The sequence below is a fragment of the Nibrella saemangeumensis genome (genome assembly GCF_039541915.1).
GTDB lineage: Bacteria > Bacteroidota > Bacteroidia > Cytophagales > Spirosomataceae > Nibrella > Nibrella saemangeumensis.
Genome location: NZ_BAABHD010000062.1, coordinates 1 through 18,788, shown reverse-complemented (window position 1 = coordinate 18,788; position 18,788 = coordinate 1). Strand labels below are relative to the sequence as shown.

13 protein-coding genes are annotated in these 18,788 nt (G+C 45.1%); 8 read left to right on the top strand and 5 right to left on the bottom strand.

Features of this window, described 5'->3' with window-relative positions:
• Nucleotides 1-99 precede the first annotated feature (99 nt).
• The 5 genes from ABD949_RS18610 to ABD949_RS18590 all read right to left on the bottom strand — a co-directional run bounded on the left by ABD949_RS18610 (nt 100) and on the right by ABD949_RS18590 (nt 4,479).
• Nucleotides 100-630, bottom strand: a complete 531-nt coding sequence (locus tag ABD949_RS18610) for a lantibiotic dehydratase (protein ID WP_345245733.1) — start codon at nt 628-630, stop codon at nt 100-102.
• Between the two features lie 23 nt (nt 631-653).
• The gene (locus ABD949_RS18605; RefSeq protein WP_345245731.1) at nt 654-806 is read right to left on the bottom strand and encodes a hypothetical protein; all 153 of its coding nucleotides are present in this window, start codon (nt 804-806) and stop codon (nt 654-656) included.
• A 94-nt stretch (nt 807-900) separates the two neighbouring features.
• Nucleotides 901-1,653, bottom strand: a complete 753-nt coding sequence (locus ABD949_RS18600; protein ID WP_345245729.1) for a LytR/AlgR family response regulator transcription factor — start codon at nt 1,651-1,653, stop codon at nt 901-903.
• Nucleotides 1,619-2,650, bottom strand: coding sequence for a sensor histidine kinase (locus ABD949_RS18595; RefSeq protein WP_345245727.1), 1,032 nt, complete (start codon nt 2,648-2,650; stop codon nt 1,619-1,621). The genes ABD949_RS18600 and ABD949_RS18595 overlap by 35 nt, the downstream gene beginning before the upstream one ends.
• Before the next feature lie 674 nt (nt 2,651-3,324).
• The gene (locus ABD949_RS18590) at nt 3,325-4,479 is read right to left on the bottom strand and encodes a replication initiation protein (protein ID WP_345245725.1); all 1,155 of its coding nucleotides are present in this window, start codon (nt 4,477-4,479) and stop codon (nt 3,325-3,327) included.
• 719 nt (nt 4,480-5,198) lie between these two features.
• Here ABD949_RS18590 and ABD949_RS18585 point away from each other — a divergent pair.
• From ABD949_RS18585 to ABD949_RS18550, 8 genes are all read left to right on the top strand, one after another.
• On the top strand, nt 5,199-5,960 hold the full coding sequence (locus ABD949_RS18585; protein WP_345245723.1) for a hypothetical protein: 762 nt from the start codon (nt 5,199-5,201) through the stop codon (nt 5,958-5,960).
• A 906-nt stretch (nt 5,961-6,866) separates the two neighbouring features.
• Nucleotides 6,867-10,421: a carboxypeptidase-like regulatory domain-containing protein gene (locus ABD949_RS18580; protein WP_345245721.1), complete on the top strand. Its 3,555-nt coding sequence runs from the start codon at nt 6,867-6,869 to the stop codon at nt 10,419-10,421.
• Nucleotides 10,422-10,577: 156 nt separating this feature from the next.
• Entirely contained in the window at nt 10,578-12,206 is a 1,629-nt protein-coding gene (locus ABD949_RS18575) for a cysteine peptidase family C39 domain-containing protein (RefSeq protein WP_345245719.1), read from the top strand.
• On the top strand, nt 12,203-13,540 hold the full coding sequence (locus tag ABD949_RS18570) for a glycosyltransferase (RefSeq protein ID WP_345245717.1): 1,338 nt from the start codon (nt 12,203-12,205) through the stop codon (nt 13,538-13,540). The genes ABD949_RS18575 and ABD949_RS18570 overlap by 4 nt, the downstream gene beginning before the upstream one ends.
• Nucleotides 13,541-13,575: 35 nt before the next feature.
• The gene (locus ABD949_RS18565; protein WP_345245715.1) at nt 13,576-13,773 is read left to right on the top strand and encodes a hypothetical protein; all 198 of its coding nucleotides are present in this window, start codon (nt 13,576-13,578) and stop codon (nt 13,771-13,773) included.
• A gap of 279 nt (nt 13,774-14,052) precedes the next feature.
• The gene (locus tag ABD949_RS18560; protein WP_345245713.1) at nt 14,053-14,859 is read left to right on the top strand and encodes a glycosyltransferase family 2 protein; all 807 of its coding nucleotides are present in this window, start codon (nt 14,053-14,055) and stop codon (nt 14,857-14,859) included.
• 73 nt (nt 14,860-14,932) lie between these two features.
• Nucleotides 14,933-17,296, top strand: coding sequence for a peptidase domain-containing ABC transporter (locus tag ABD949_RS18555; RefSeq protein ID WP_425576774.1), 2,364 nt, complete (start codon nt 14,933-14,935; stop codon nt 17,294-17,296).
• Between the two features lie 28 nt (nt 17,297-17,324).
• Nucleotides 17,325-18,629, top strand: coding sequence for an HlyD family secretion protein (locus ABD949_RS18550; protein WP_345245709.1), 1,305 nt, complete (start codon nt 17,325-17,327; stop codon nt 18,627-18,629).
• Nucleotides 18,630-18,788 lie beyond the last annotated feature (159 nt).

Here is an 18,788-nt window from a genome sequence, read left to right as displayed (position 1 = left end):
GTCCAGTTTGACCTGAAAGCGTTGCTGAGTTTTCCGCTGGTTCGGCCACGGAACAAGGGCAATGGCCCCAAGTGACGGATTTTGTACGAAACTGCAAAACTACCCCACCTTCAGAATAGATGACTCTGCCGGCACCTCACTACTAAAATAATGCCATTGGCCATCTAACCAGTGTTTTTCGGTGTAGCGCAGTCGCTGACCAACCTGGTACACAGTCTGGTTGGTAACATATCGGAGTTGGTGTTGAAGCTCAGGCCTATTGGAAAGGTCGTAGGCTAGTTCGGTCAACACCTGCATGTCTAACCGATGATGCGGCCTGGCTTGCCGGTTGGTAAAATCCAGGATTGATGAAGTATCGATGTATCCTACGGTACCACCCGCAAACAGCCCGAAAGGTGTACAGCGGGTACTCATACGAAGGAGGTATTTCAGCCGCGTTTCGGCCACTTTAGGGGAGAGGGTAGCGTTTAGTAGCTCCTGCGTGTTTAACCCCGGAGCCGCAATTCGGATGGCTTCGCTAACGTGTTGATCCGACAATAATTCCTCGATATGACCTGTAGAGAGGCAATGCGTCAACCGCTCAATGGAGAGAAGCGGCTGACGCAGCCAAAAGAAATTCGGCAAACTCATAAAAGTACAGTCACCAGTAGATCTTACCGAACGGGTTTTGCGGCAGGAGCCTGCCCGAAAATAATGCTAGTTGACGTACACACCGAGGTAGTGAGTGGTCCCTTGCCGGCAGAAAGATTCGTAGGATTAGTAGTGTGAGCAGCGGTGCGCTGTTTGCGGTAGTTGAATGAATTCATATAAGTTCAGATGGTCTTGTTTCTCTCAAAACTATCTGCTCTCTATAGCATGTCGAAATTTTTTCGACCAAAGTGGGTTTAGAATAGACAAAGCCTACCGTAAAGCCGATATATACTTTTTAAGTTCGTCCCGGAAGTTCGGACCGATCTGTAATTCGGTGTCGTTGACTAGTCGAATTAAATTGCCATCGATAAGCCGGATGGCTCCCCGCCGGACAATGTGGGAGCGGTGAATTCGGATAAAATAGGGGGGCGGAAAAAGTTCTTCGGCCTTGCCAATGGTGAGATGAGTCAGAATCATCTGTTCTTTCAGATAGACTTTAACATAGTCTTTCATGGCTTCTACGTAAAGAATCTCCTCGTAGGGAATTTGCAGCAGCCGCTTCTCCTCCCGAAGCCATACCGACTGCTCCGAACTACTTACCGTATTAGCCTCGTCAGCGGGTAGGGGGCTAATGGCTGACCAGTTGGGCTGTGGGTTTATCTGCTTTTGTTTAAACTTCACCACCGCCTGCATAAACCGTTCGTAGGAGATAGGCTTCATCAGGTAATCCAACACGGCAAACTCGTAGCTTTTCAGGGCGTGTTCAGAGTAGGCCGTGGTGATAACGATCTCCGGCCGGAGAGGTAATTGCAACTGCAACAGGTCGATGCCGGTCATGTCGGGCATCTGAATATCCAGGAACACCAGATGCGGCTGCCACTGCTGAATGGCATCAATAGCCTGGTGGGCGTTCCCACAGATCGCTACGCACTGTAGATCAGGAACACGATTTACAAATACTTCTATCACATCGCGGGCTGGCGGTTCGTCATCCACGATGATTACTCGATATGGCGAGTTCATATAAGGGGAGGGTTAGCTGGACGCAGAACGACTGAGGCAACTCATCAACTCGAAGCTGATAAGAACTGCCGAAGGCATGGTCCAGGCGTTTGCGCACGTTGGTCAGACCGATACCACCTACCTCCCTGTTTTTGCGGAGCGGCAGGTTATTTTCAACGGTAAAGGTGAGCATGTCCTGGTCAATAGTTAAGCAAATCTTTACCCAACCTGTTTGCGTATTGGCCTGTAGGCCATGTTTAAAGGCATTTTCTACAAACACAATCAGTAGCAGCGGAGGAATGGTGAACTGGCCGGGACTGCCCTGCACGGTGTAAGAGAGGGTAGTACCAGCATCATAGCGAATCCGTTGCAATTCGATATAGCTGTCTAAAAATTGGATCTCTTTGGCTAACAGAACCCGCTCGATCTCTGTCTCGTAGAGTGAGTAACGCATCAGATCCGCCAGTTTAAGTACCGTATCCTGCACCTTATCGGGTGATTTAAAGGAGAAGGAGTAGATGTTGTTGAGGGTATTGAACAAAAAGTGGGGATTGATCTGCGCTTTCAGAAAATTGAACTCCAGCAGCAGGTTTTCTTTCTCTAACCGCTCCTGCCTGAGTCTCGCCGTAAAAAGGTCTTTGAAGGCTTTCAAACCAACGGCGTACAGCAAGTAGTTGTAAAACAATGAATACGAGAACAGGAGAACGATAATGGTATCGAAAGGGATCTGCCACATCGCTAAGCCGGCTACGTGTTCGGCGTTACGGCTGTACACCCCAGGCAGGTTGTCTGGCCCGAAGTAGCGGAGAAAGAAGATAAAATGCCAGTACACCAACATAGAGGTTAACCCGTGTACGCCTAATAAATACAGCATAAACACACCAGGTCGAAACCGCTGGAGAATAAACCGGTGAATCAGCAGGGTAGCCAGTAGGTAGGCTCCAATGGTAAGACTGCTAAAGAACAGGGTTGATATTAAAATATATTGGTGCTGCGCGACCGGATTGGTGATAGACACACCGATTAATTTGAACCCGCGAAAAATGAGCCAAATTGTGGCGGACCACATTAAGGTATGGCGGGCTACCCGATAAGACCGGGCAGGGCTGGTCAATAGCAGGAATAAACGATTTCGGTCTAAGTCAGTTTCCATTATTGCTTTGACATGCCGTCCATGTGAAACGCTGTATGAAAAAACAGGCATTGGGAGTGATTCTAATCAGATTTATGATAGGAAATTTGGGTAGTGGGATCGAATGTTACCAAAAGTAGGTAAAGCCCCATAGCTATTTAAATTTATTCGATTAACAGCCTTTTAGGGTCGATTAACAAGGTTCCAGAATAGACGAACGAAAAACTGAATGCCTTGGGGAAATTCGTAAAAGCTGTTTATCAGCTATTTAGTATAAAGCCAATTACTCCATAATGCCACAAATATTTAGGGCGAAGAGTGACACCTCATGGAGGTGTAGCACGGTAAAAAGCTCAGATTGCGCTGGCTCTTTAGATATATTGACGATATTGTTTATGTCAGTGGAGTTGACCGGTAGTCATACAGTCAAGTAGAACTCGACTACTCGGTCTGTTTAGAACACCAAATGAAGGGTTTTCTGGGTACCTGTCCCTCGGTATCGAACCGGCTGGGACCTGTGTCCCGCGCCGGCGGCAGGTACAATCTGGCAAAGCAGCCCATTATTTTTTACTTGGGTTCATATCGCCAAAAATTTCACCAATCGACTGCGGCTTAGCTGACCGGCCAATGGATGATGTTGATGGTAGTGGAGATTTGGGTACCGGCGCGGAAATTCCGTCGGCCGGCTGAAAGGGAAAGATTGATAGCTGCGGCAGCGGAGGTGTAGGCACTTGGGTAGGCTGTTTGTCAATTCCGAGGGACTTCACCAGGTATGCTGTTCGGTTCCTGACTTTCGGCCGTAAGCCATTAGAGAGCTCTGAATCCACTCTGTAGAACGTCTCCAGGATGGTAAGATCCGACACGATCAACTCTTTCTGCCAGTCCGTCAATTTGTAGTTAGCCATAAGCTTCCAGGCAGCCTGAACAGCTTCGTTAATAGGCATGGCATTAATAAATTGCCGGTCCTGCTCAACATTCTCCAGCGCTATCTGTCGTTGTGTTTTGATGGAGAACTCCAATTCAAGAATCCGCTTGCCTTCTTTTTTAGTTGGCTTCCAATCCAGAATCATTCCTGCTTTCTCCAATAGTTCTTTCTGCGCCCTAACCAAAGCATTCCGCTTAAAGTCAGCGAATGAGTGTTGCTCCGGATAGTTGACCATGTGGCGCAACCGATCCACCATGTAGCGAAATTGGTTCTGACCGCGGTGGTGATACATCGACACGATCTCGTAGAAGCGCTGGGCGTACACTGATCCTAATGACAGCATGATATCCAGGTCGTACTTGGTGTAGCGCTGGCCAAGCTCCGCAAAGTGCGGAACAACATCGGCGAACATCGTCAATTCGATAACCTTTTTACCATCTACTATTTCGGATTCTACCCGGGGGAAAGGAGTAATAAACAAGAACTTCTCCGTCTTATCATTCCGATATGATAGACGCTTTGACTGTAAAGAGTCAGCCGCTTCACTAATCTCCCTATAGTGTTTCTTGGTCAGTTCGCTATACGGGATAGTGAATTTGACGTTGAATCCCGGCTTGATTTCACCTTTTAGGGCCATATGGCCAATCTGATTAACTACTAACACGACAATCTTTTTCTCCAGTTCGCTGAACTCGTGGCGGGACTCGGTGAACAGATTAGGCTGGTAGTTAGTCGGATGTTTGACATAGTCGGAAGCTAGCAGCGCATCAGGAGTAGACGGTAGATTCATTAATCTTAAGGGTAGGTATATCCTAGGCTAAACGTATAAAAACGAGTTTTAAAAAGCAAACTCACTTTTTCCACTTTATTGAATGGTACCCCCTAAACCTCCTTTTTCATACCCCGCAAAACTCATTTTTCTACAAAATTCGTGTTACAAAAACTCCTTTTAGAACTGAATAACGGCCAAATTGAGCTAAAGCAAGAAGGCTAACGGCTTGAAATACAGGTCACCGCGTAAACCTCATTTTTCTCAGGGGTGCCACCTACTAAACCTCTCTTTCTTCCCCATAAAACTCATTTTTCTAGTGGGTCATGCCCTCAAAACGCTATATTCTAGTACTCCTATAGTTTAATAAATGGTAGTTTTTCCCTCTCAGTTATCCACAATTGTCTAATTTAACCAACACCCCGCAAAACTCATTTTTCTAATTAAACACCCCATAAAACTCATTTTTCTGCCCCGTAAAACTCATTTTTGGCCCCCGTAAAACTCATCATTCCAAGAATTTTACACCCCATAAAACTCATTATTTTCCCCCTCAAAACTCACTTTTCTCTTTGCAAGCGCTTGATTATCTATAGCTTAAGTGTATCTAAATCAATCAAACCAATTCTTGATAAAAGATAAAGATCTAAGCAGATTTTTGTTGGAAAGGGGAAGGAGGGAAAACATTATTTTATTTACCGTTATAGTAAATATAAGCTTCTTTTTTCTACCTTTCCGGCATGGAAACGCAACGAAAGAAACCCGAGAAGCGGCTCGACTCGGCCCCCCTTGATGCCTTGCGGCTAGTGCTGCGCAGCCACGCCATTGAACTCAAACCGTTTGTGCACCAGGTCAAGGACTTGCCACAGGATTCGGATTTGGAGTACTACTTCGTGCCGGCCGAGTTGAGAGAGACTTACCGGCCATACTACAGGCCCGGACGGCCTTACAAAAACCTAAAGCTGGTCAACTTTGACCATCCGGCTATCTCGTTGTCCTTTTACTTCAAGCATAAATATTCCATCAAGCAGGACGTTCCCGCTGACCAAGCCCTTGAGTATCTTAGGAACTACCGCGACGAGCTGTTCAATAAAGGCTTGCTGATTCAACCAAGCCAGGCAGAGCAAAATGAGTTAAGGCAGGTTGACGACCTGCTACGGCAGATTCGAACGGCACCTAGTCGTTTCCAGTACTGCTTTTCGAATTTCCATCACTTCTACCGGTATTGGTATTGTTCCTACCGGTATTTCGAAGATGAGAAGCCCGAGAAGCTGGGAAGTGCAACCGAACACCTACTGAAGCATTCCGAGCGGGTGAAAGGTCAGGTCAGTCAACGGTTAAACATCATCTTTGTCGATACCGAATATATCACTCGGGCTATTCCCCTTTCTCAAGACAATAAGACTATTGAAAAAATACTGGCTACGTATAAGCATCGGCATTCATTTGGTACGGTAGCCTTGTACGTCAAACCTTGGGATGGTTCCAGCGAAACAAACTGAAGCCTTATCCTTGCCAAATGCCACCCAATTTGCTTACGAGGATTAAAATGAATGCTTTATAGCTTAAAAGTTAATTCTCCAGCAATATGCAAACTGGCCTGTCTACAGCTTAAAGTACCCACAGATAGAACAAAAACTTGATTATTAGTTACCGTTTAATAAATTGATAAACTATAAGTGGCTTGATAATCAAATACTTATCGACTAAGTATGTTTTTGTGATACTAACCTATTCAAAAATTAGCTATCTATGAAAAAGTTTAAACATTTTCTTCATAAAACCCTAAAGCTATAAAACAGTAATCGTGACGGATTTGTGCGGCCCCGTTATTAAGGGTAATGCCTAGTCACAGCCAATCTTTGTTTTTTCACACTATACATAGCTGGTTTAAAGAAATTAATATCGCCGATTTTCTAAACGTGTAGCTATCTCAGTTACGTATTAAAACAAACTCAACTTTAAGAGTTACTTTCTAGGCATCTATAAACTATTGATTTCAAGATACTAAACCTATTAATTTAATTCGTTAAACAATAGTAAGATTTCTAAAGCGCTAGCACATTAATTAACAGTACATCAACAATTATACTCAGTTAGCTCCTGCTATTGATGAGCGTATATAATAGATAGGCTTTTAGCCACGGTAAAAACCTTTGGCGAATTGTTGATTGGCTGAACGAAGTACCATTAGCCAAGACATGCCAAGTGGCTTTTGTGCGATTGATGCCTCAAATAGCGATCTAAAGTGAATTCGCCAATAGTATAGTATCCATTTGAACCGGGCCGCGCCACGGTGGCTGCCGAAGCAGAAGGAACCCTTAACCTGCTTGACCCCTAATTTTTTATGATCTCCATAAGTATAATTACAAAACGGAGCAATTTTCAGAAAGAATAATTTAATCACTATGCGTTGCTCGTTCTTCATCGGCTGGATAACTATCGTTCTACTTCTAGGATCGACCCTGCTGGCTTATGGCCAAACGACAGCCGTACTATCCGGCTATGTAACGGATGCGACAACGGGAAAACCCATGCCGTTTGCCCACGTCTACGTCAATGGATCAACGAAGGGTGCAATCACCGACGAAAATGGCTATTATACGTTGGCAGGTGTGCCATTGGGTACGGTTGAAATAGCCGCTTCATTTGTTGGTTACCAGCCTGCTACCCAAAAAATTCGTTTTGAAAATTCGTCTTCGCAAAAAGCTAATTTTCGGCTGAACGTAAGTGTACAAATGCTGGATGCGGTAACCGTACGGGGGAATCCCAAAGGCTGGGAGCGGCACCTGCGTCAGTTTAAAAAGCAACTCTTCGGTGAGCCCTTTGGCGGACAGTGTCTGCTGGTAAACAGCGAAGTGCTCCGTTTTAAAGAAGATAAAGATCATCTGTTAGCGACGGCTAGTGAGCCGTTGATTATTGAGAATCCGGCACTGGGCTATCGGCTGATTTATGCGTTGCAACATTTCGATGCTACTACGTCCGGCAAGGTTTATTCGGCGGGAACGGTCCGTTTCGAAGAATTAAAACCTGAGAACGCAAGGCAGGTCAATCAGTTTCAGCGTAACCGGCTGACAGCTTACAAAGGGTCAATCCGGCACTTGATGGCGAGTCTGATTAACAATACCTTCGAGAAAGAAGGCTTTCTGGTCTATCAGGAAGATGTTACCAAAATGGTATCCCTGGAAGGGAGGCTGATTACCCTCGCGGCTGCGGTTAACGACTACAAGCGGTTGGTGCCAGTACAGGTTTCTACGTTGATTCAACCCGGTCGGTTACCGACCGAACGCCGGTTGGTTTCGGCCATGAAACTGGTGGTATTCTATACGCATGCGACCTCGGGTTTCTCGCCCTATCCCGATGCTCGTTACGCCTATACAGAAATGAGACTGCCCAGCGGTCAGATGCAAATGACGGTTGATGGGGTGATTACGCTGCCCGAAGGTATGGAGGTGAAAGGCTCGATGGGGAATGACCGGCTATCGACTATGTTGCCCGCCGACTGGAAACCCGAAGCCAACCAGAAGGAGTCAAGTACAACCGGCCCGCTGGCAACACAGGGAAAACTCGCGCTCCCCGACGCCCACCTTGGACGTATCACGGCGGCCTTTAACGAGCGGTTCAAGTTGCTGGCTCCGACTTTGTTTGTACACATCGATAAACCCTTTTACGCCACGGGAGATCGGCTGTGGATGAGTACGTACTTACTCGACGCGGCTGGTTACCAGCGAGCCAGTGGTGAAACGGCCATCCATGTCGACCTACTTTCTTCGGCAGGCAAGCTTGTGCAGCACCAGTGGGTACGTATCGTTGACGGACGTGGCCAGGGCAATTTCCGCCTTTCTGATACCCTCCTGACAGGAACGTATCGCCTGCGTGCCTATACCGATGAAGATGATGCCCAACGAGGCCCAGCTTTCGAGCGGTCGGTGACTATCTATAACCTGTTCCGCAACGAGGCATCCATACGGAGTGATTCTGTTCCTCAGCAATTAGACGTTCAGATTTTGCCGGAAGGGGGGCGCTGGATTGTGGGACTGCCCGCGCGTCTGGGCGTAAAAATTGTTCAGCCCAACGGGTATGGTTTGTCCATCCCGGGACGTATTGTCGACGACCTGGGCGCTGACGTAGTTCGTTTCATGACTAATCAGCAGGGGATGACCAGCGTGTCGCTGGAGCCAAAGACGCAGCGGACGTATTACGCCGAGTTAACGTATAACAATCAACCACAGCGCGTTCCGTTGCCCAAACCCGAAACGGAAGGACTGCTGCTTTCGGCCGATGCGATAAGCGATACAAGCCGTCTGGCGTTAACTATACTGAACTCGAACCGGGCCGTTATCGACTCCGTATATATCCTGATTCAACAACGCGGTCGTGTGGTTGATGGGCGAAAAATTCTCCTACAGAATGGGGTGGCGAAGATAAACCTGCCCATGGCGACTTGGCTGCCGGGCCTGGCGCAAATCACCCTATACGATGCCAGCGCCAGGCCGCAAGCCGAGCGATTAATTTTTGTACCCGAAATCATGGCACCAGTACGAGTGTTGATGGCGGTCAACAAAACCCGGTATCAGCCCCGCGAACAGGCTATCCTGAGCGTCAGGCTGACCGATAACGGATTACCGGCGGTAGCCGCCTTATCGGCGTCGATTACCGATGCCGGCCAGGTACCTGAGGATACCGCCGACGCTACCTTGCCGGCACACTTGTTGCTAACGGGAGAGCTTCGGGGACGTATCCAAAACCCCAATCAATACCTGGTGAATCATTCGGCCGAAACCCGTCAGGCGCTGGACGACCTGCTGCTGACCCAGGGCTGGCGACGGGTCAGTGGCACGCCCGAAACCGATTCGCTCGGTGGCGTATCGCTCAGGGGCCGCATTGTAAACACGAAGAATCAACCCATACCCGATGCGCAGATTATCGTGGCTTCAACAGCTGCCGGGCAATCGTTCGTAAAATCAGCAGGTGCTGACCAGCAGGGGCGCTTTCGGCTGGCGGGGATGGCCATTACCGATACGGTACAGTTAGTAACGCAATTCGCCGATCGTCAGTCGAAACGTATTTCTGGCAAAGACGCCGTTCTGGTTCTGGAAGGGCCTGGTAAACTATGGGAGTCCAGTAAACTACCTGTTGCGCCAACCAGGTCGACGATGCGAGCTCAACTGGAAGCGGCCAGAATTCGGCAGGAAGCAGACGCGGATTTATACCGCGATAAAACGGCGAAGGTGTTGAACGAGGTGACGGTTCGGGCGCGTAAATACGAGGAGAATCGACCCGAGGATATTCAACAGCGTAGTTTGCACGACAAGGCTGATGCCGTTCTGGTGGTGGATGACAAAATGCCAACCTACCCGAATCTATACGAAATGATTCATGGCCGATTGACGGGCGTGACGGTTACCCGAGAAGGAGCCGCGCAGGCGCGTAGCTATAAGGTATTTATACGAGGTGTGAGTAGTTTCAATAGTGGAATGCAGCCGTTGTATTTGATGGACGGCGTACCCATTCATGACCCTGATGGAACCGTTTTGATGAAGTACAATTCCAGCGATATCGAACGTATCGAAGTTTTGAAACATGGTGGTACCGCCGGTATGTACGGTGTGCGGGGAGGGAATGGCGTTATCGCATTTTACACCAAAAGCAGACGTTCAATGCAGAGCAGCATGAAATCCCAAGCGGGCATGACGCCGATTCAATTCATTGGTTATCCCTCGGTGCAACGCGAATTTTATGTGCCCCGCTATGATTTGGAGGGAACGACCGGCTCTATGTCTGGTCCCGTCGATTCCCGGGATGTTCTCTACTGGAAACCAATGATGCAAACCGACAGTCAGGGACGAAGCCAGTTACGTTTTCCGCTGTCAGACGTAGTGCGAACATTACGGGTAGTGATCCAAGGCATTACGGCCGATGGTCGTCCAGTACAGGGTGTTCTGTTAATCCAGGTTCAATAAGGTAGTAATTTATTTCCTCAGATTGGCGCAGGCGTTGTGGGGTATAAACTAAAATTGTAGTGGTAAATCTGTAGTCAGTATGAAGGTCAAGAGTAGTCTGCGTACTCAAATATAAACCGCCCAGAAGGTGGAGTAACATCAATTATTATGTATACTATGAGGAACCTGTTTAAAGTTTCGGACGATAATGCCATCGATACGTTGTATGAGTTGTTGCAAAACCTAAATTCAAAAGTAACTCGGGGAACAGTGAGGGAAACGATGCAACAACACCCCGATTTCCCCAGTCTACTCAGTATGAGTGAAGTCCTATCTAGTTGGAACATTGATAACGCTGCTCTTCAACTAAATACAGTGGAGCAACTCCGTGAAATTCCTATGCCATTTGTTACTCACCTCAAAAACAAAGGTGGGTGGTACGTTCTAGTTAATCAAATTAATGAAAAAAATATTCGCTTGACTGATAGTGAGCAAGGAGCCGTAACTATGTCATTGAACGATTTTGAAAAAAAATGGACTGGCATAGTACTACTTGCAGAAACTAATGAGCAATCTGGTGAAGTTGATTATGACCTAAAATGTAAGAAGGAACGATTGAGCAATTTGCGTGGTCAGTTTTTATCGGGGGGAGCATTACTTGTATTATTCATCGCTTTATTAGCTGGAGGACGAAACTACTCATATACAGAATGGTTACTTTTTTTTACAAAAATTTCTGGTTTAATCTTAACGGGTTTGTTGATAGCGAAACAATTAGGTAGTAAAAATGACTTCACAGACCGAATATGTAGTATAAGCGCTAAAACTAGTTGTGAGGATGTACTAAACTCACCAGCCGCTAAGCTTTGGGGGTGGCTGAATTGGTCTGATTTAGGTTTACTTTACTTTGCAGGCGGTTTGTTTACTTTGGTCTTTATAGGTAATCAACCTAATATACTCGCGCTTTTAAACGACATCGCCTTACTAGCAATGCCCTACATCGCTTTCTCAATTTATTATCAAGCTCGCTATGTGCGTCAATGGTGCCCATTATGCCTAGGTGTACAGGTAATTCTTGCTATTGAGGGATTTTTAGCACTCACTCAGTTAACAACCTTAAATGATTTTACAACGTCGTATTTGGATCTGCTGGTTTGCTTCCTATTGCCAACCCTGGCATTGGTAACTATAAAGCCTTTACTAATTAGTTGGTTCCAAAGTCGTCAGGAACATGAAGAGTTAATGGTTTTAAAACGAAATCCAGCAATATTTAGAACGTTATTAATCCAACAACATAAAGCACCACCGATACCTACAAATCTCCACACTATAATGTTTGGCAATTCTGATGCTAAACATAAAATTTCAGTTGTTATAAATCCGTATTGTGGATCATGTTCTAAAGCGTTTAAGGAATTAAAAGAACTGGCTCTTCATAATCACAATATTTATGTAACTATTATTTTTTCCAGTAAAAGTGAGTCTACTCCAGCAGCAAAATTTGCAATTCATGCGTTAGCATTAGCTAAGCAAGGAAATACGGCTATTATTGCCCTTACAGACTGGTTTAATCAAAAAGACAAGAATTACAATGCTTGGGCCAAACGCTATCCAGCTGAGACAAACCAATTAGAGCTAACCACTATATTGCAAGGCCACAAACAATGGTGCTATAATGCAGGTATAACAGTAACACCGGCTATTTATATCGATGGCTATAAAATTCCAGAAATATATAAACTAGAAAGTTTACAGTGGATGTTAATGAGGGTTGAATTGGATAAGCTGTATGAATTGAACGTATGAAAACTGCACTTTTTATCGTTTTACCAGTTCCAAGTCATTACAATGCCTGTTTTGGTTTTGCTAATCAATTGCGGAAGCAAGGATACCGAGTAGTGTTTTCAGGTACAGTAGATCTAAGGAAACATGTGGAAGCTCAAGATTTTGAGTTTACCACCCTGTGGTGTCTAGAGGAATATATAATAAATAACTGGCGAACAGCTTTAGGTTTCTTTTTGAAAGGTGTAATTGACAAGAAATTTATGTTGCTTCGTTACCGGGAATTCCTACAAGCAGTATATGCAGTTCGTGAAAAGTGCCGTGTTTTTAATCCTGACGAAATTTTTATTGACCAGCATTTGAATCATTATTATTTTTTGCTAAGTCAAGATTATAAAAGAATTACGCTTATCAACACAAAATTACCAACCCGCCGTGAAAAAGGGATACCTCCTTTAACTTGTGGAAAACCTTTTAAAGATAATCTTATTTACCATCTATTTGCTAGTTTACTTTGGGGAACTTATTTAGTTAAGCGAAAAGTAAACACACTTTTAAAAAGAATTATTTTTATGGGTGTAGATGATTATTTTTTTTTGAAGCGATTTGCCTTAAGACAAGGTATAAACATTGACCTATGTCGTCGGCAATACAATGCTCTTTACGAAAGTATAAGATATGTACCAATCGTTCATGTACGGCCTCAATTTTTAGAATATGATTGGTATAAATTAGACAAGTATGAAAAATTTATTTATTACCCTTACAAAAATCAAAATGAAACCTCAATAAAGTCTACAGCTATTTGGCAAGTTATTCGTGCATCACTTGAAGATGCAGAGATAAAAAAAACGCATATAATCTATGCATCACTAGGAACTTTAAGTGGATTACACAAGTCCGTTGCAATATCTTTTTTTTATAAACTAATTACTACTGTTGAAAAAATTTCAGATACTTACTTAGTTATATCTGCCGGTGAGTTGTATATGTCCATAGTGGATCGGCAAAATGAAAAAATATTTATCCAGCAGCATATACCTCAAACAGAGATATTACCCTACTGTAGTATGATGATAACTCATGCAGGAATGAATTCAATATGTGAGTGCTTAACTGCTGGTATTCCAATGTTGGCCTATCCGTTAAATCTTCAAAGCGACCAACCAGGTAATGCTGCTCGATTAGTAGTAAAAGGATGGGGAATAAAAGGAAATTTACGAAAAGACACAGAGCAAACTTTAAGAAAGAAAATAGTGGAATTATTAAATAATTCGGTTTATCGCCAAAATATAAGTCTTATTAATATGCGATCAATCAATAATTGGTACCCTACTGCGGATTTGGCCAAATCATAATAAGTTAGTTATTCACTTAAACCAATTTTTCAATCATGAAAAAATTATTAATGGACTTTGCTACAAACTTGCTTTCAAAGCAGCAAATGAAAGAAATAAAAGGCGGTGGTAGTTATAGATGCCATTGTTTTGACCCCAATCAAAATCCAGTTGAATGTATAACGGCAGACTACAAATATAATGTCATGTGTCCTTGTTATATGGGAGATCAGGGTTATGTAGACAATTGTTAAAAGCAGGGGTATATCTTTATACCCCTGCTTTTAACAATTGTCGTGGTAAGTTATATAAAATAGCGTTATTTTGTTTTTTAACAGAATATATTTAAAGATGTATTCTGCAAAAATTTAAAATTAACATAGCTTACCAGGGTAAGTAATATGAATTAAGTTCAACTAATTAGACTCATTTCATATTACTTGCTCTTTATTGAAATTGAAGATGAGATTACTTTTGCCACAGAGATATAACTCATTTACATATTTAAAATAGCTTAATAAAATGTATTCCCAATGTTAGCTAGATTTTTTCTTCAAAAGAAAGAGTATAAAGAAAATAAAGGAGGCCTCGTTACTATCATTTTAACTGTATGGAAAAGGTGTCACTTAGAAGAGCAAATAGAGGCTATACTTAATCAAACTGAACAACCTTACCAGATATGGGTTTATCAATGCGGGAATCATGTTGATATTAACAAAGTTAAACGAAAATTTCCTAATATCCATTTTATTAGTGCTTCAATAAATTTAAAATATTTTGGTAGGTTTTCTTTAGCTTTACATGTAAAATCTGAATATGTATGGATACTTGATGATGATGTTATACCTTCACGAAACTGGCTAGAAGAAAGTCGAAGGATGTGTAAAGACCAAAATTCTATTATTTCAGGTGCCGGTCGAATTATTACTTATCAACGAAAAGCATGTGGTCCGGAGATAACTGACTTGCGAAGATTTTTAGTTGGTGATGGAAATGATGAGAAGTTATTTAATTTCAACCAAACTGATACAGAAACAGATTTTGGCTGTAATAGCTGGTTATTTAAAACAGAGTGGATATATTTATTTTGGAAAATAAAACCTTACACATTAGAAAATGCTGAGGATATTCATTTATCTGCAACATGCAAAATATTAAATAACATATCGACAGTTGTACCTGCTCAGAGCGAGTTTAAAATGTGTGGTAATTTAAAAAAATATTATGGTCATGATGAAGTTGCATCTTGGAAGAAAATGAACTTTCAAAAAGAAAGAATCGAGGTCATAAATTACCTGATAAAAGAACATGGTTGGAAAATATTGCAACGACACTTATAGAGCTTTATGAGCTATGAGCTTTCCTCATTATAAACAGTTGGATCATATGGATTGCGGCCCTACCTGCCTACGTATGGTGGCCAAGCACTACGGTCGGTCGTTTACAATACAGTCGCTACGGGAGAAGTCGCAGGTTGATAAAGAAGGCGTTTCGTTATTAGGAATCGCCGAAGCTGCTGAAACTATTGGCTTTCGGTCAATGGGTATAAAGATTTCGTTTGAGAAACTGGCCAAAGAGGCCCCATTGCCCTGTATTGTGCATTGGGAGCAGAATCATTTTGTGGTTGTTTATGCTATCAAAGGAGAAGATAAAAGCTGGTTAACTGCCATCAAAGGTGGGCGCACCACTCTCAAACATGATGTTGGCTTTAGTAACGCATTGCAAAGCCCATCTTTAACCAATTTTGAAATCAGTGAAGAGAAGATTATTTTTTCGTCCTCTCAAACTTCCACGCACTCAACCTCTCCTATCACGCTCAAAGGCACTATCTACGTAGCTGATCCAGCGAAAGGGTTAATTACATATTCGTCAGAAGAATTCTGCCAACGATGGCTGTCAGCGCAGTCCACCGGTGTCGATTCGTCGGGACACAAGGAGGGCGTAGTACTGCTGCTGGAGCCTACGCCTACTTTTTTTGAGCAAGACGATGAACCTGCTAAGTCTTACGGTTATGGACGGGTGCTGGGCTATCTTTGGCAATATAAGCCGTTGCTGATGCAATTGGTGCTGGCATTGGCAGTTGGGAGTGGACTGCAACTATTGTTTCCTTTCCTGACGCAATCGGTGGTTGATATTGGTGTTAATACGCAGAACCTGCCCTTTGTCTATTTAGTGCTGGGGGCGCAACTGATGCTGATGATGGGGCGGCTGTCGGTAGAGTTTATCCGTAGCTGGATTCTGCTGCACATCAGCACCCGCGTTAACCTCAATATTCTATCCGATTTTCTCATCAAGCTCATGCGGCTGCCGGTGTCGTTTTTCGATACCAAGCAGTTTGGCGATATTATGCAGCGCATCGGTGACCACCACCGCATCGAAGCTTTCCTGACCGGGCAAACGCTGACAGTATTGTTTTCACTGGTCAACCTCGTCATCTTCGGCGTGGTGCTGGCGCTGTATAACCTGAGCATCTTCGGTATTTTTATGATTGCCAGTGGGGTTTACGTAGCCTGGGTGGTGCTGTTTCTGCGCCAGCGTCGGAAACTGGATTTTCGACGGTTCGACGTATCAGCCAAAAACCAGAGCAGCCTGGTGCAACTGATTCAGGGGATGCAGGAAATCAAGCTAGCCGGGGCCGAGCGGCCTATGCGCTGGGCGTGGGAGCGGTTGCAGGTTCGGTTGTTTAAGGTGCAGATACGGGGTTTGGCCCTCAGTCAGCTGCACACAGCTGGAGCGTTCGCTATCAACGAAGGCAAAAACATTCTGATTACGTTTCTGGCCGCGCAGGCCGTCATTAACGGGCAGTTGACGCTGGGTGCGATGCTGGCCGTGCAGTACATTATTGGGCAGATGAACAGCCCCCTTGAGCAACTGGTTGGCTTTACGCAGGGTTTGCAGGATGCCAAAATCAGCCTGGAGCGGCTCAACGAAATTCACTCGCTGGCCGATGAGGAACCCGCTGACCAGCTGCGTATCGATCAGATGCCAGCCGATAATGCGTTAAACCTGCAACACGTATCATTTACGTATACTGGCGCGGGTAATGAGCCAGTGCTACGTAGCGTTAACCTACTGATACCTGGAGGACGTACTACGGCGATTGTGGGCATGAGTGGTAGCGGCAAAACTACCCTGCTGAAGCTACTGCTCAAGTTTTACGAGCCGTCTACAGGTGACATTCGATTTGGCGGTGTTCCATTGGGCGACACCCCGCTGGGCACATCCACTGGAGCGGTTACCACATTACGTAACGTTGGTCATGCACTATGGCGAAGCCAGTGCGGTGCCGTGATGCAGGACGGATTTATCTTTTCAGACACCATTGCTCGTAACATCGCTGTGGGCGTCGACCGCATCGATGTCGGGCGGCTAGATCATGCCGTACGGGTAGCAAACCTGGGCGAGTTCATCGATTCACTGCCATTGGGTCTGCACACGAAAATCGGCGCGGAGGGCAACGGCATCAGCCAGGGCCAGCGGCAACGGATTCTGATTGCCCGCGTCGTCTACAAGGACCCACAGTACCTGTTTTTCGATGAAGCGACCAACGCCCTAGACGCTACTAACGAAGCCGTTATCATGAAGAATCTGGGCGAGTTCTTTCAAGGTAGAACCGTAGTTATTGTCGCGCATCGGCTTAGTACGGTCTGCCACGCCGATCAGATTGTGGTCCTCGATAAAGGCATAATAACCGAAATAGGTACCCACGCCGAGTTGGTGGCCCGCCGGGGCGATTACTGGCAGTTGGTCCGCAATCAGCTGGAGCTGGGGACGTAAGAACTATTCAACCGCAACTTAAACGGGTATGCTGCATCCATCCAATACGTTCGTCGAACTCCGTTCCGAAGAGGTGCAGGAAGTGCTTTCGCGTGCGCCAAAATGGATATTACGCTGGGGTGTCACGGTCGTATTTGCTGTGCTGGCGCTGGTATTTTGGGGAGCGTGGGTGATTCGCTATCCGGAACTGGTTAAAGCGTCCTTCCGGCTTACATCGGCTAATGCGCCTAAAGCGGTCATAGCCCGCACCGATGGTAAACTGACGCGCCTACTGGTGCAGGAAGGGCAAGCGGTAAAAGCCGGAACGGTGCTTGCCTATCTAGAAAGCACCGCCCGGCACGATGAGGTGCTGAAGTTATCTAGTGAGTTGACGAAAGCCTGGACAGTTGTTGGTAGACCAGATAATCTAGAAAATCTACACCAACTGCGTTTATCCAACTATCATCAGTTAGGTGAGTTGCAATCCGCGTATCAGACGTTTGAGCAGAGCCGGATTCAACTGCGAGCCTATCTAACCAATGGTATTTACAGTAAAAAACTGGCATTGCTCCGACAGGAAATCAAGGATCTGATCGCGTTAGCCGATAATCTGCGTGAGCAGTGCCAGATTCAGGCACAGGACATCCAACTGGCGCAGGAGGATTACCAAATCCAGCAACAGCTATACAGGGAAAAAGTGATTTCCCGACTGGATTTGAAGCGGGAAGGAAGCAAGAATATTGCCCGCCGGCTGCCCTATCAGCAGACTATATTGGCTATTATCAGCAATCTGACAGCTCAACGCGCCAGACAGAAGGAGCTTCTTGAATTAGATAAACAGGTGGCCGAGGAACGCGATAAATTTTTACAGGCGCTCAGCACGCTACGTAGTGCAGCCGATTCGTGGATCATGAAATACGTGCTGACGGCTCCTGTTGCTGGGCGGGTGTCGTTCCCCATTACGTTGCAGGAAAATCAGCTGGTTGCTGTCGGGCAGGAATTGGTGTATGTAGCACCGCCTTGCGCCGATTATTTCGGGGAATTGCAGGTGCCGCAACAGAATGCTGGAAAAGTATGGGTGGGACAACTTGTACTGATCAAGTTTGCCGGTTTTCCTTATCAGGAGTTTGGCGCGGTTCGAGGACGTATTACAGCTATCGCCAATGTGCCACTCAAAGATAGCGTTTTCATGGCTAAAGTTGGATTACCGAATGGCCTAAATACGACCTATGGGAGGTCACTTACTGTTAAAATTGGTATGACTGCTTCGGCTGAAATTATCACTAATGACAGTCGCTTGCTGGGAAAACTGTTACCTGGTTCCTTCTTCCAACAGCACAGATTTACACGTTAATTGAACTAGTCAAGACTTAATCTGACAGTTTGAAAGTTTTTGTACCTTCAAACCACTGATTAAGACGATGACAACACAAGAGAAAATCATTAAGAACAAGCTAGGTATTCTTAACCTAGCTGACCAGCTTCAGAATGTTTCTAAGGCTTGTCGGATCAT